General features: G+C 71.3%; 11 protein-coding genes. 7 read left to right on the forward strand and 4 right to left on the reverse strand.

The genetic code is table 11. The features are described from left to right. Positions 1 to 5: 5 nt before the first annotated feature. A complete protein-coding gene (locus ETAA1_RS07750) occupies positions 6 to 1673 on the reverse strand; it encodes an amidase (protein ID WP_202920737.1) in 1668 nt (555 codons plus the stop codon). A gap of 63 nt (positions 1674 to 1736) precedes the next feature. Here ETAA1_RS07750 and ETAA1_RS07755 point away from each other — a divergent pair, with 63 nt between their 5' ends. The 4 genes from ETAA1_RS07755 (at position 1737) to folK (ending at position 3875) form a co-directional block, all read left to right on the forward strand. Beyond that, positions 1737 to 1874 carry a DUF2256 domain-containing protein gene (locus ETAA1_RS07755; protein ID WP_145235949.1) on the forward strand — a complete coding sequence of 46 codons (138 nt, stop codon included), beginning with the start codon at positions 1737 to 1739 and terminating at the stop codon, positions 1872 to 1874. Positions 1875 to 2121: 247 nt separating this feature from the next. Further along, positions 2122 to 2313, forward strand: a complete 192-nt coding sequence (locus ETAA1_RS07760) for a hypothetical protein (RefSeq protein ID WP_145235951.1) — start codon at positions 2122 to 2124, stop codon at positions 2311 to 2313. Between the two features lie 86 nt (positions 2314 to 2399). After that, a complete protein-coding gene (locus ETAA1_RS07765) occupies positions 2400 to 2636 on the forward strand; it encodes a small basic protein (RefSeq protein WP_145235953.1) in 237 nt (78 codons plus the stop codon). A 12-nt stretch (positions 2637 to 2648) separates the two neighbouring features. Next, a complete protein-coding gene (gene folK, locus ETAA1_RS07770; protein WP_145235956.1) occupies positions 2649 to 3875 on the forward strand; it encodes a 2-amino-4-hydroxy-6-hydroxymethyldihydropteridine diphosphokinase in 1227 nt (408 codons plus the stop codon). 5 nt (positions 3876 to 3880) lie between these two features. Here folK and ETAA1_RS07775 read toward each other — a convergent pair whose 3' ends face one another. Together ETAA1_RS07775 and ETAA1_RS07780 are read right to left on the reverse strand one after the other, a co-directional pair. Further along, entirely contained in the window at positions 3881 to 4621 is a 741-nt protein-coding gene (locus tag ETAA1_RS07775; RefSeq protein ID WP_145235958.1) for a pYEATS domain-containing protein, read from the reverse strand. A 108-nt stretch (positions 4622 to 4729) separates the two neighbouring features. Further along, positions 4730 to 6754, reverse strand: a complete 2025-nt coding sequence (locus ETAA1_RS07780) for a preprotein translocase subunit SecA (protein WP_145235961.1) — start codon at positions 6752 to 6754, stop codon at positions 4730 to 4732. Between the two features lie 131 nt (positions 6755 to 6885). Between ETAA1_RS07780 and ETAA1_RS07785 the strand changes: the two genes are divergently transcribed. The 3 genes from ETAA1_RS07785 (at position 6886) to ETAA1_RS07795 (ending at position 11505) form a co-directional block, all read left to right on the forward strand. Then, entirely contained in the window at positions 6886 to 8085 is a 1200-nt protein-coding gene (locus tag ETAA1_RS07785; RefSeq protein ID WP_145235963.1) for an acyltransferase family protein, read from the forward strand. 35 nt (positions 8086 to 8120) lie between these two features. Further along, a complete protein-coding gene (locus ETAA1_RS07790; RefSeq protein WP_145235966.1) occupies positions 8121 to 9164 on the forward strand; it encodes an LOG family protein in 1044 nt (347 codons plus the stop codon). A 136-nt stretch (positions 9165 to 9300) separates the two neighbouring features. Further along, positions 9301 to 11505, forward strand: a complete 2205-nt coding sequence (locus ETAA1_RS07795; RefSeq protein WP_145235969.1) for a DUF1549 domain-containing protein — start codon at positions 9301 to 9303, stop codon at positions 11503 to 11505. Between the two features lie 60 nt (positions 11506 to 11565). Here the strand turns inward: ETAA1_RS07795 and ETAA1_RS07800 are convergent, their stop codons facing one another. Further along, positions 11566 to 13659, reverse strand: a complete 2094-nt coding sequence (locus ETAA1_RS07800; RefSeq protein WP_202920738.1) for a hypothetical protein — start codon at positions 13657 to 13659, stop codon at positions 11566 to 11568. Positions 13660 to 13723: the final 64 nt, after the last annotated feature.

The following is a 13723-nucleotide window of genomic DNA, read 5'->3' on the forward strand; positions in this document are numbered from 1 at the left end:
CGCCGCTATTTCTTCGGCTCCGCGTTCTCGGCCGTCACCTTCGTCATGTCCGGCCGCCGCAGGTGGTGGCCGGTCGCGTCCTGGTACGCCTTCGCCACCGCCAGCAGTTCTGCCTCGCCCCACAGCCGGCCCGTGAACGTCAGGCTCGTCGGCACCTCAACGCCGTCGGCGCCGCGGGCCAGGCCGTTCGGCAGGCACACCACCGGGTGCCCCGTCAGATTCGTCAGCAGGCCGTTGTCCGGCGAGCCGACGTACACGTCCACGTCGGTCATCGCCGCGGCCATCTGCTTCATCAACTGCGTCCGCACCCGCTGGGCGCGGAGGTAGTCCACGGCCGGCACGAAGCGCCCGCGGCGGAACGTCGCCGGCCACGTGTTCAGCCCCTCGGTGACGCCGGCCCGCGTCAGGTCGTCGAACGCCGCGGACGCCTCCACGTCCAGGATCACCGACAGCGCCGCCACCGGCAGCCCGGCCGGCAGGCGGAACGGGACGAGCCGCACGCCCAGGTCGGTGAGCGCCTGTTTCACTGCGTCCGGCGTGCTCTCGAAGAAGCCGACGCGGATTTCCTTCAGTGGTCGTGGCGCGGGCCACGTGAACGGGTGCGTCACGGCCGTGGGGTCGAGCCCGTCGTGGCCGTGGACGACCGACAGAATCAGGGCGCAGTCCTCGACGGAGCGGGCGAGCGGACCGAGCTTGTCCATGCTCCAGCTCAGAGCCATGCACCCGTGCCGGCTGACGCGGCCGAACGTCGGCCGCAGGCCGGTCACACCGCAGCGCGTGCTCGGCGACGTGATGCTCCCCCACGTTTCGCTGCCGATGCCGTAGCAGGCACACCCCGCGGCCACCGCCGAAGCACTACCCGCCGACGAGCCGCTAGACCCCTGGCGGACGTTCCACGGGTTGCGCGTCATGCCGCCGAACCAGCGGTCCCCCATCGCCAGGGCGCCGAGCGTCACCTTGGCCACCATCACCCCACCGGCGCGCTCAATGCGGTCGGCCACGGTCGCCTTGGCGTCGATCGTTTGCTCCCGAAACGGAGTAGCGCCCCACGTCGTCTTCGTGCCAGGGTAGGCGATCAAATCCTTCGCCACCCACGGCACGCCGTGGAGCAGGCCGCGCGGCGTGCCGGCGGCGAGTTCGCGGTCGGCCTCCGCGGCCTGCCGCAGCGCCAGCTCCTCCGTCAGGTTCACGACGCACTTCAGCGCCGGGTCGTACTTCTTGAGGCGGGCCAGGTACAACTTCGTGAGGTCGGTCGAACTCACCTTCTTCTCGCGGAGCAGGGCGGCGAGCTTCGTGAGCGGCAGGAACGCCAGGTCGTCGTCGGTTGCGGGGCGGTCGGCGGCGGGCGGCGTGAACGCGACGGTGCCGCGCGGCCCGACCGGCGGCCGGCCGGGGTCCGGGAGGAAGTGCAGGGCCGGCGGCACGTCGTTGCCGACCTTCGCCCGGTGCAGCGCCGCGGTGCCGCGCATCGCCTGCGTCAGCCCGGTGGCGACCTGGCGGCGCTGCTCGTCGGACAATTCCAATCCGGCGACCCACTCGGCGGCGCGGACCATGTCCGGCGTGACCGTTGTGACGAAGTCGGGGGCTTGGGCGGCGAGGGCGCGGTGGAACGTGGTGCTGCCGACGCCGAGGCTCGCGGCGGCGACGAACAGGTCGCGGCGGGTGGGGGTCACGGTCGCTCCGGGTGGGGGCGGAGAGGCGGCCCGATTGTACCGCCGACCGACGCGGAGGGGAACGTGCCGAAGCGCGAGTTGCCGACGAAGCTGTGCCCGGCGTGCGGCCGCCCGTTCGCCTGGCGGAAGAAGTGGGCGAAAGTGTGGGACCAGGTCCGCTACTGCTCCGAGCGCTGCCGGCGGGCGAAGGGAGCGAGATGACGCCGCGGCTGTACCTTCTGCCGGCGCGGATTGTACCCTTTCCCTCAAGTCGCAGGACTTACAACCGGCAGAACCCGCCACGGGTCCGGGGCAAAGATTTCTCCGCGGCGGAAGTGCTGTTGCAGGCTGGGCTTTGCGTCGAACCGCCCGGAATCGGCACGGGCGACTTGCGGTACGGCACGGCCACTGCTTTGGTAGTCGATCGTACCCGACAGCAACACCAAAAACCCACCGGCAGGAGCCGCAAATGACCCCGACCATCAACGCCACCAAGACCGCCCCGGTTGCCCGGACCGCCGAGGCCGAGCAGATTCTCCGCGACGCGGCGTTCGTGCTGAAGATGACCCGCCGGGTGAAGGCCGAGATCATCCGCGACGCCGCCCGCCCGCTGACCGCCCCGCAGGCCGCCGAGCGGGCCGGGACCGCCCTCGGGGTGTGACCGGCGGTTGTCGCGCCGGTGCCGGGGTCATACGATCACCATTCGCGGTTGCGACCGACGCCAGCCAACGGACCCCCGGCGAAGCCATGAGCATCGACAAGAGCCTGAAGCGCAAGGGCGGGATGAAGCGGACCCGGTGCGTGATGACCCGGGCCGAGCGGATCGAGAAGATGATGGAGAGCGGCTCGTTCAAGGCCGAGCAGAGCCCGTTCGGCATCCCGAAGACGATCGTGACGAAGGTCGTCCTCCGCAAGAAGGTGAAGAAGGAAGCCGCCGGCGACGCCGCGGCCGCCGACGACAAGAAGGACGCGAAGAAGAAGTAACGGCGGCCCGCCATGCCCGTCGCGTACATCGGCCTCGGGAGCAACCTCGGCGACCGGCGGGCGACGCTCGACGCCGCCGTCCGCCGCCTTGAAGCCGAGCCGGGGCTGCGCTTCCTCCGCGTCTCGGGATACTACGAGACGGCACCGGTTGACTGCCCGCCCGCGAGCGGCGACTACCTCAACGCCGCCGCCGCTGTCGAGACGGACCGCGACCCAAAAGACATCCTCCGACTACTCCAGCAGATCGAACGGCAGTTCGGCCGCGTTCGTACCGGCGTCAACTCGCCGCGCACCGTGGACCTCGACATCCTACTCTACGGCGACCGGGTGATCGACACTCCGGATCTCGTCGTGCCGCACCCGCGGATGCACGAGCGGGCGTTCGTCATCGAGCCGTTGCTCGACATCGCCGCCGACACGGTTCACCCCGTCCTCGGTAAGACCATCCGCGAACTTCGGGGGAACGTGCCGCCCGAGAATGTGCGCCCGATTCCATGCCCCGTACCGCCCGCGACCGACACACTGCGTGGCATGTCAGCCCTGGTGACGGGTTCGACGCGCGGGATCGGGCGTGCGATCTGCTCGGCGATGAGCACGGCCGGTGCGTTCGTCCTGACGCACGGCCGCCGAGAGCCACCCCCTCCACCCCAGTGGGCTCATCTGGCCGCGGACCTGAGCGACCCGGAAGCGTGCGACCGACTGGCCGATGCGGCCTGGGAAAAGGTCCGCGGCCTCGACATCGTGGTCCTGAACGCCGGGGCCGACACGCTCACCGGCGACGCCGCGAGCTGGTCGTTCGACCAGAAGCTCGACGCCCTCCTCGCTGTCGACCTGAAGGCGACGATGCGGCTCGGCCGCAACCTCGGCGCCCGCATGAAGGCGCGCGGCCGCGGCGTCATCCTCACCGTCGGCTGGGACCAGGCCGAGACCGGCATGGAGGGCGACAGCGGCGAACTCTTCGCCGCGGTGAAGGGGGCGGTGATGTGCTTCACCCGGTCGCTGGCGCTGAGCCTGGCGCCGGAGGTGCGCGTGAACTGCCTCGCGCCCGGGTGGATTCGCACGGCGTGGGGCGAGTCGGCGTCGCCGACCTGGCAGGAGCGGGTGCGGCGCGAAACGCCGCTCGGCGTCTGGGGGCTGCCCGAGGACGTGGCCGCGGCCGCGGTGTGGCTGGCGTCGCCGGCGGCGGGCTTCGTGACGGGCCAGACGTACCGCGTGAACGGCGGGGCGGTGCGGGCGTAGTCCGGTCACCGCTCGCGGAACCACTGCGGGAAGCGGGTGTCGTTCGCCAGGTCGAGCTCCAACCGGGTCGGCGGGGTTTGGCCGTCTTTCACTTCGACCCCGAGGGTGAAGCCGCCGTACGCGACGATGGTTTCCGTAGCGACGCCGGACCCGACGGCCAGGCGCCGTTCGGACGCGCGGAACGTGTCGTGCAGGTACAGGATCGCTTCCGCGGCAGGTTGGCCGGTGGCCTGCCGCGACACCCGGACGACGAACTGACACAACTCGCCGGGGAGCGGCTTGATGCCGCCGACTTCGACCGTCCAGCCGTTGGCCGTAGGGCTACCGCCGAACTGCCCTTTGTTGCGGTCGTTGGGATCGACCGAGCGTCCGCCGACCGCCGCGAGCGGGTCGCCGACGGGCGGCCCAGCGGGTACGGCGCCGGCCGGCTTGCCGCCCACCTCGCCGGACACGATTTTGCGGTTCGCCTGGGCCAACTGGTAGGCCTGTCGGGCGAGCTTCGCGGTCACCCCGTCCTTGCCGACCGAGAACTCTGTGACGCGCTCCAGCATCAGCACGAGCCCGGCGGCGGCGAGGAAGTACAGCACCTTCTCGTCGGCCTTAGTCACGCCCGCGACGCGGGCCACGCCGAGGCACACGAGCGCCAGCGCGAGAGCGACGAACGCCCCGCGGCGGACCCACTGCCAGCGCGGCTCCTCCTCGGCCACCACGACCACGTCGCCGTCCGGCGTTGGTGCATCAGACACGGTACAACCTTCTGGCGGGTGTCAAGTCCGGAGTGTAACCCCGCGCCGGGAGGGTGTCAAAGGGCGCCGCCCGAAAGGTGGAACCGTGCACCCCTGCGAGCGGCAGCATCAATCCACGTACGGGTCGGCGCCGATGTCCTGGAGCATCTCCTGCCGGTGCTTGTCGTAGTTCATCAGGTCGAGCCGCTGCCGGTAGTGCTTCCGCTCGATCCGCTGCTGCGCGAGGCGGAACAGCGGCGCGTACTGGTTCCAGTCGCGGTTGCCGCCCGCCTTCCCCAGCTCGTTCAGCTCGCGCTGCTTCGCGGACCCGAGCCCCTCCAGCAGCTGGTCCTCCAGCGACAGCATGAACTGCGCGCTGCCGGGGTCGCCCTGGCGGCCGGCGCGGCCCTGGAGCTGGCGGTCGATCCGCTCGGCCTCGTGCCGCTCGGTGCCGATCACGTGCAGCCCGCCGGCCTCGGCCACGCCCTCGCCGAGCTTGATGTCGGTGCCGCGGCCGGCCATGTTCGTCGCCACCGTCACGGTGTCGGGCTGGCCGGCGGCGGCCACCACCTCGGCCTCGCCCTCGTTCTGCTCGGCGTTCAGGACGCGGTGCCGCACCCCCACCGCCGTCAGCTTCGCGCTCAGCTTCTTCGACGCCTCCACGGTGCGCGTGCCGATCAGTACCGGGCGGTGCGTCTTCAGCATCTCCTGGGTCTTCCGCACCACCGCGTCGAACTTGGCGTCCTCCGTCGGGTACACCTGGTCCGGGATCACCTGGCGCATCGTCGGCCGGTTCGTCGGCACCTTGCTCGTCCAGCGGCGGTACACCTTCCGCAACTCCCAGAAGTTCGGCAGCAGGGTGCCGCTCATGCCCGCGAGCTTCGTGTACAGCCGGTAGAAGTTCTGGAAGGTGATCTGCGCCGCGTGGTCGCTCGGCATGTTGATCTGCACTTTTTCCTTCGCCTCGACCGCCTGGTGCAGCCCGTCGCGCCAGTGGCGGTCGGGCATCGGCCGGCCGGTCCCCTCGTCGATGATGACGATCTTGCCGTCCTTCGGGTTGACCATGTAGTGCTGGTCGCGGGCGAACCGGTAGTAGGCGTGCAGCCCCTTCTCGACGGACTCCAGCAGCTTGTCCATCGCCTTGGCGTTCTTGCCCGTCGGCGGGTTCGAGTACCGCACCAGCTGCCGGCCCTCGTCGGTGATCTCGATCTTGTCCTTCTTCAGGTTGAGCGTGAAGTGCTGGTCGCGGCGCATCTCGCGGGCCACGTTGTCGGCCCACACGAACACCACCTGCTCCTCGGGCTCGGCCGGCCGCGTCGGGTTGGCGATGATGAGCGGCGTCTTGGCCTCGTCGATGAAGATGCTGTCGGCCTCGTCCACGATGGCGTAGTGGAGCTCGCGCTGGACGCGCGGGTCGGTCTTGGCCTGGCCGCTCGCCCCGGGCATGAACGGCGCCCAGAACGGGGCCGTCGCCGCCTGCCCGCCGCGGAGCTTCAACCGGTCGCGCAAGAAATCGAACCCGAACTCGGCGGCGGTGCCGTAGGTGATGTCCGCCTTGTACGCGGCGACGCGGACGGCGTCGTCCATCTTCTGCTGGAGCACGCCGACGGTCAGGCCGAGCTTCTCGTACACCGGCCCGATCCACTCGGCGTCGCGCTTGGCGAGGTAGTCGTTCACCGTGGTGACGTGGCACCCCTTGCCGAGCAGCGCGTTCAGGAACGCCGGCGAACTGGCGCTGACGGTCTTGCCCTCGCCGGTGGCCAGTTCGACGAGCCCGCCGAAGTGCATGACGACGCCGGCGGCCAGTTGCACGTCGAACGGGCGGATGTTGAGCACCCGCTGGATGGCGACGGAGCAGAGGCCGAACGCCTCGGGGAGGAGCTTGTCGAGGCTGACCTTGCCGCGGGCCTTGCCGCGGAGGGCCATGCTGACGCCCTTCAGGTCGTCGTCGTTGAGCTTGAGGTGGACCCGCTCCCAGTGGCGGATCGCCGGCACCATCAGCGCCGCGCGGGACAGGCGCCGCTGCCACGGCATCCCGGCGGCGGACATCACCCGGTTGACGGGTACGGTGCCGAGCCGGCCGGGGACGTTCTCGATGGTGCGGTGCGGGTGCGAAACGCGCTCGCTCGGCGGCTCCACGACAAGCTGACTCATCGACGCAGACCTCGGCGGAAGGGCTCCCAGAAGGATACGCCACGAGCCCCCCCGCGGGAAAGACTTCCTCGCGGGCCCGGCGGGGGTGCTATCCTTCGGGCGGCGACCCGTGCCTCCGACCCCCGGCCCCCATGACACCACCGCCCGCGCCACCGCGGACCCCCGGCGCCGACGGGGTGCGGGCGTTCGCCTGCTTGCTCGTGCTGTTCCACCACCTGAGTATGGAATCGCTCACGCACCTGCCGAATGCTGCCCGCCTCGCGTTGCAGAACGGCCTGATCGGCGTGGCCGTCTTCTTCGTACTCAGTGGGATGCTCTTGTCCCTGCCGTTCTGGCGGGCGTACCTCGGGGCCGGGCCGATGCCCGACATCCGGGCGTACGCGCGGAAGCGGCTCGCACGGATCGTCCCCGGCTACTACGCCTGCCTGCTCACCCTGGCGGTCGTGCAGTGGGCCGAGAGGGGCAACATCACCGGCGCCGACCTGACGCGCCTCGTGAGCAGCCTGACGTTCACCAACTCGTTCCACTGGAGGACGTACTTCCCGACCGAGTTGAGCCCCCCGACGTGGTCCATCGGCGTCGAGGCCGTGTTCTACGCGCTGCTGCCGGTTTGGGCCGTGGGGCTGTTTCGCACCCGCGGCCGGGTGCTTCCGGTGGTGTACACGCTGGCGTGGATGGGGGGGATCGCGTTCGGGCAGTGGGTGCTGGTGAGTCGGTGGCCCGAATGCGCCATCGCGGCGGACGAGCCGGCAGACCGGCTCCAGCGCATCGCCGCCTGGTGGCTGCCGCGGCACAACCCGATCGGCCTCTTCACGCACTTCCTGTTCGGCGTGCTGGCCGGGTACGCGATCGTGCGCGGCGGTGCCCGGGCCGGTGCCGGCCGGGTAAACTGGTACGACGGGCTGGCGCTCCTCCTCCTCGCGGTGACCGCCGCCGACTTCGCCCTGGCCGTCGTCGAGCAGCACGAGGTGCTCCCGCCGGCCGCCCGCGTGCTGGAGTACCGGACCGTCGCGTTCATTCCCGACCGTTGGCCGGTCTTCCCGGCGCTCGTCGCCGCCGTGCTGGTCGCCCTGAGCCGCTCGCGCCTGCTCGGGGCGCTGGCCGACTGCCGGTTCGCGGCCGTCACGGCCACCCTGTCGTTCGGCATCTACCTCTGGCACATGCCCGTGATCGCGTTCACCCGCCGGGCCTGGCCGGGGCTGACCGGCGGCGACCCCGGCCGCGAGTGGGCGTTTGCGATCGTCGTGGTGGCACTTTCGTACCTCGCGGCCGCCGCGTCGTACCGGCTGATCGAGCGGCCCTTCCTTCGGTCGGCGCACCGGCGTGCGTAGACTGGAGGAAGCCCACTCCCCTCCCGGAGGTGCTGATGCCGCCGCCCGACCCGGCCCCCAAAACTCCGTTCGACGCGCTCAGCGAGCCCGACCAGCCGACGCCGGAGCGGCCGTACGCCGAGCCGGGCCCGGACGAGTACGTGGCGCAGATCAAGGAGACGGCCGACAAACTCCTCCGCGACCGGGCCGCCCGCGCCGACGTGAAGCTCCTGGCGACGGCGATGCGCGAGCTGCGCTACTGCCTGAAGGTGTTCGCCGGCTACCGCGACCGCCGCAAGGTGACGGTGTTCGGCTCCGCCCGCACGCGGCCCGACCACCCGGCGTACCGCGCCGCCGAGGAGTTCGGCCGGCGGATCGTGGCCGAGGGGTGGATGGTCATCACCGGCGCCGGCAACGGCATCATGGAGGCGGGCCACGTCGGGGCCGGGCGGGAGAACAGCTTCGGGCTGAACATCCTGCTGCCGTTCGAGCAGTCGGCCAACCCGGTGGTCCACGGCGACCCGAAGCTGATGACCCTGCGGTACTTCTTCACCCGCAAGCTGATGTTCATCAAGGAGTCCGAGGCGATCGTGTTGTTCCCCGGCGGGTTCGGCACCCACGACGAGGGGTTCGAGGCGCTGACGCTCATCCAGACCGGCAAGAGCCACCTGTTCCCGCTGGTAATGGTGGACGAGCCCGGCGGCACGTACTGGGCGGCGTGGGACCGCTTCATCCGCGAGCAGTTGTTCGACCGCGGCTACATCTCGCCGGCGGACACGGCGCTGTACAAGATCACCGACTCGGTGGACGAGGCGGTCGCCGAGGTGACGCAGTTCTACCGGGTGTACCACAGCATGCGGTACGTCCGCGGCCACCTCGTGCTGCGGCTCCAGAAGCAACTGACGGACGCGGTGCTGGACGGCGTCCGTCGCGACTTCGGCGACATCCTGGCGGGGGGGAGTTTCGAGCAGGTGGCGGCGCTGCCGGAGGAGTCAAACGAGCCAGCGCTGAGCGAACTGCCGCGGCTGCGGTTCCGGTTCAGCCGGCACAAAATTGGCCGGCTGCGGGAACTCGTGGACCGCATCAACGCGGAGGGGTGATGGGCTGGTTCAGCCCTCGGCTCGGGCTCAAATCTGAGCCAGTCGCTTCGCTTGCTCGCCCCGGAACGGTCGCGTAAACTGAACCCGGTCGGACCCCGCCAGACCCCGCTTCCCGCCCGCCCGTCGAGAGACCTCCATGCGCTGGTTCGCCGTCGCGTTCGTCGTCGGTGCGGTCACGCCGTCGGTCCGGGCCGAGCCCGCGCCGTCGTTCCTGAACGAGGTCGTACCGATCCTCACGCGGTCGGGCTGCAACCAGGGCGGGTGCCACGGCAAGGGGAACGGCCAGAACGGCTTCCGGCTATCGCTCCGCGGCTACGCCCCCGAGCAGGACCACCGCTACCTGACGCGCGAGTTCGACGGCCGCCGCATCGACCCGGCCAAGCCGGAAGCGAGCCTGCTGCTGCAAAAGGCGGTCGGCGCCGTGCCGCACGAGGGCGGCCGGCTGTTCGGCGTCGGCAGCCGCGAGTACGCCACGCTGCTGGCGTGGGTGAAGGCCGGCGCCCCCGGGCCGAACAAGAGCGACCCCGCCCTCAGCCGCCTCAGCATCACGCCGAACAGCAAGGTGGTGAAGCCCGGCGACACGACGCCGCTCGTCGCCACCGCCACGTTCGCGGACGGCTCCAAGAAGGACGTGACGTGGCTGACCAAGTTCGACGCCAACGACGCCGGCACGGTGTCGGTGTCGCCGACGGGCGAGGCGAAGGCGGTGCGGGCCGGGTCGGCCGCGGTGCGGGCCATGTTCCAGACCGACGTGGCCGTCGCCGTCTTCACCATCCCGCACGACCGGCCCGTCGATGACACGCGCTTCAAGGCGCGGAACAACCTGGTCGACGACCACGTCTTCGCCCGCCTCCGCGAGCTGCGGATCGAGCCGTCCGACGACTGCACCGACGCCGAGTACGTCCGCCGGGCGTTCCTCGACAGCTGCGGCCTCCTGCCGACGCCCGCGGAGGTGACCGCGTTCCTCGCCGACCGCGACCCCAAGAAGCGCGAGAAGCTCGTTGATTCGCTGCTGAGTCGGCCCGAGTTCAGCGACTACTGGGCGCTGCAACTCGGCGACATCTTCCAGAACCGCAAGGAACGCGACCACGACGTGCGCGGCGTGAAGGGCGTGCGCTCGTTCCACCTGTGGCTGCGCGAGCAGGTGGCCGCGAACCGGCCGTGGGACGAACTCGCCCGCGACGTGCTCACCGCATCCGGGGGCGTCACCAGCAACCCCGCAGTCGGCTACTTCATCGTCACCGTCGGCGAGCAGCGGCACGGCGAGAAGTCGGAGGCGCCCGAGAGCGTGGCGCAGGCGCTGCTCGGCACCCGCATCGGCTGCGCCCGCTGCCACAACCACCCGCTGGAGCGGTTCACGCAGGACGACTTCTACCACTTCGCCGCGTACTTCAGCCGCGTGAGCCTCGACCGCCGCGAGGCCCGGTGGGGACTGACCACGCTACTGATCTCGCACCCCGACCAGAACCAGAACAAGAACCCCGTCGGCGTGACGCAGCCGCGGACGGGGCAGTTCATGAAGGCCCGCCCACTCGACCGCACCGCCGCCGACGCCGCGCCGACCGACGACCCGCGGCAGGCGCTGGCGAAGTGGGTGACCGACGCGAAGAACGAGGCGTTCGCCGGGGCGATGGTCAACCGCGTGTGGCGGCACTACCTCGGCGTCGGGCTCGTCGAGCCGGTCGACGACCTGCGGGCGACGAACCCGCCGACGAACCCGCTGCTGTGGGCGGCGCTGAAGGCCGAGTTCGTGGCGAAGAAGTACGACCTGCGGGCGCTGATGCGGCTGATCCTGACGAGCCGCGCGTACCAGCTCTCGGCCGCGACGCGCGCCGGGAACGCCACCGACGACCGCTACTACTCGCACTACTACGCCCGCCGTCTGCCGGCCGAGGTGCTGCTCGACGCGATCACCGACGTGACCGGCGTGCCCGAACGGTTCGACGGCTACCCACTCGGCACGCGGGCGGTGCAGGTGCCGGACCCGGGGACGGCGTCGGATTTTCTTCGCATGTTCGGCCGCTCCGACCGCGTGACCGCGTGTGCCTGCGAGAGGTCCGGCGACGTGACGCTCCCGGCGGTGCTCCACATCCTCGGCGGCAGCACGACCGTCGGGAAGGTGCAAAACGCGAGCGGCTGGCTGGCGCGGTCGCTGGCCGCCGAGAAGGACGACGCGAAGTTGCTCGATGCGGTGTTCCTGCGGACGCTCGGCCGGCTGCCGGCCGCGGACGAGCGAGGCGTGATATCGGCCCACCGGGCAGGGGCAGCCGACCGCGCGGCGTTCTACCAGGACGTGTTCTGGGCGTTGCTGAACAGCAAGGAGTTTCTGTTCAACCGGTAGGACATCGCCGCTCGCGGCGTAGCGGCTCGTGGGCCGCTACGCCGCGAGCGGCGGAAGCGATCACTTCTTCGCCGGCGGCCGCTTCTTGATCTCCTCGACGCGCGCCCGCCACGCCCGCACGAATCGCTCGTGCATCATCCCGCTCCCCATCCCCACGTCCTGAACCAGCCCCGGCACCCGCGCCGCGGCGGGGTCGGCGAGCGTGATCAGGTTCCACAGCGCCAGCTCTCGCACCGCCACCGACGGGTGCCCTAGCTGATCGACGAGCCGGTCCAGTTCCACCGGCTCCGGCGCGGCCGGGGTCACCGCCCCGCGCAGCAGCCGCAACACCAGGTCCGCGACGCCGTCGGCGGGTATCTTCATGTCGAGCACGGCCCCGAGCGCCGCGGTGTTGTCGGCCGACCGCGCCAGCCACGCCGCCAGCGCCGTCGCCGCCGCGATGCGTTGCGGGCCGCGCGTCTCGTCGGTGAGCACGTCCACGAGCGTCTTGAGGTCGTCGGCCGACGACGCCACCGCGGCCAGGCCGTAGATGCCGATGACGCCCTGGAAGTACTGCCCCATCATCGGCGGCTGCGTCACCAGCTCGGTCATCAGGATTTGCGCCCGGTCGTTGTCGGCGAGCCGGCCGGTCACGTCGGAGAGCGCCTTCTGCACCGCCTTCCCCTGCTCCGACGGCACGAGCGGGAACTTGTCGAAGTACGTGTTCGCCTTGTCGACCGGGGCCGGGGCCGTCGGCTTGCCGCCGGCCTTGCTGTCCCACGACAGCTGGGCCGGGGCGTCGATCTTGGCGTGCGTCACGCCGCGCGCCGGGACCGCGACGCCCGCCGACCCGCGCAACACCGCCACCTTCAACTCGGCCCGCGGGGCCGGGCCGGCGGTGCGGAGGAACATCGCCCCCGGCTCGTGCGCCACCGTCAGCTCGACGGCCACCTCCGCCCGCTCCGGCAGGGTGAAGTCGTAGACCTCGCCGGCGGCGCGGACGCGGACGCGCTCGCTCCCCTTCGTCGGCGTCAGGTACACGCGGCCGGCGATGAGCGTCAGGTCGGCGTCGTGCTCGAACCCGCCGCCGTCCTTCGCGGTCGGGGCGTGGAACCGCACCCGCGACTCCAGCAGCCGGGCCGGCACCAGATCCGGCACGTTCCCCCACAGGGACACCGTCACGCCCGTGTCGAGCTTCACCTCCGCCTTGTAGCCGGGGAGGCTCACCACCTCGTCGTTCGACGACACCACGCCGTCGGTGCCGGGGTCGAGCCGCGTCCACTTGGCGTCCGGGGCCGGGCGCGTCACCAGCAGCACGTTCGGCAGCGTCGCCTTGCCGACGGCCAGCCGGTCGGCCCGCGGCGCGGCGATTTCGGGCGGCCCCTTCTTGCCCGGCTCCTTCACCATGTCCGGCGGCGTCGGCATCGGCGTGACCGGCGGCGTCGGCATCGGCGTGACCGGCGGCGTCGGCTCCGGGTCGGGCGGCTTCGGCGCGGGAACCGGCCGCGGCGCGGGAACGGCCGACGCCACCTCGGGCGGCGCCGTCGCGGGCACTTCGGGGTGCCGGCCCGGGATCGCCATGTAGACGGCGACCGCCAGCAGCGCCGCGATGCCGGCGCCGACCGCGGCCATGCCGGCCCGCCGACCGGCCGACCCGGCGCCGAAGCGGTTCATGCCGAGGAGCAGGGCCGCGTCGGCGTCTTCGGCGTCGGGCTTTTCGGCGGCCGCGGCCCCGCCGATGACGGGGAGGTTCGGCCGCGTGCGGGCCTTCCGCGACCCGCCCGGCGGCGGCACGAGTTTGTACATCCGCTCCCGCGCCGACGGCGGCACCCGCACCGGCTCGGCCAGTACGACCGTCAAAATCTGGTGGCACGCGGCGACTTCCGCGAGGTACACGTCGGAGTCGAGGCACGCCTGTTCGAGCCGCTGCACCTGGTCGGCGTCGAGGGTGTTGCTGAGGTACTCGGCGACGGTGTTGGGGTCGGAGATGTCCTCCGCGTCGCCGACGGCGTCGGGCGTCTGGAGGCGGCGGCGGCGGGTGATCTTCTTGATCCGCTCGACGAGTTCGCGGGCCACGTCGCTCTCGGCGACCTTCTTGCCGAGTTCGCGCGCCACGTTCGCTTCGAGGGTGTCGTCGAGGTACGCGAGTAGGGTTCGGAGCGTGAGCTGGGCCACGGCGGCACCTCGGGGGCGGGCGTTTCCCCTGTTAGTGCCGCCGGCCGCGCCGCGTCGTGCAAGA

The sequence above is a fragment of the Urbifossiella limnaea genome, assembly GCF_007747215.1.
Classification (GTDB): domain Bacteria; phylum Planctomycetota; class Planctomycetia; order Gemmatales; family Gemmataceae; genus Urbifossiella; species Urbifossiella limnaea.

What these genes read in the sequence shown, in the direction of transcription:
- ETAA1_RS07785 (WP_145235963.1), top strand. Translation starts at nt 6,886, where the DNA reads ATGACACCACCGCCCGCGCCACCGCGGACCCCCGGCGCCGACGGGGTG.
- ETAA1_RS07795 (WP_145235969.1), top strand. Translation starts at nt 9,301, where the DNA reads ATGCGCTGGTTCGCCGTCGCGTTCGTCGTCGGTGCGGTCACGCCGTCG.
- ETAA1_RS07760 (WP_145235951.1), top strand. Translation starts at nt 2,122, where the DNA reads ATGACCCCGACCATCAACGCCACCAAGACCGCCCCGGTTGCCCGGACC.
- ETAA1_RS07790 (WP_145235966.1), top strand. Translation starts at nt 8,121, where the DNA reads ATGCCGCCGCCCGACCCGGCCCCCAAAACTCCGTTCGACGCGCTCAGC.
- ETAA1_RS07765 (WP_145235953.1), top strand. Translation starts at nt 2,400, where the DNA reads ATGAGCATCGACAAGAGCCTGAAGCGCAAGGGCGGGATGAAGCGGACC.
- ETAA1_RS07780 (WP_145235961.1), bottom strand. Translation starts at nt 6,754, where the DNA reads ATGAGTCAGCTTGTCGTGGAGCCGCCGAGCGAGCGCGTTTCGCACCCG.
- folK (WP_145235956.1), top strand. Translation starts at nt 2,649, where the DNA reads ATGCCCGTCGCGTACATCGGCCTCGGGAGCAACCTCGGCGACCGGCGG.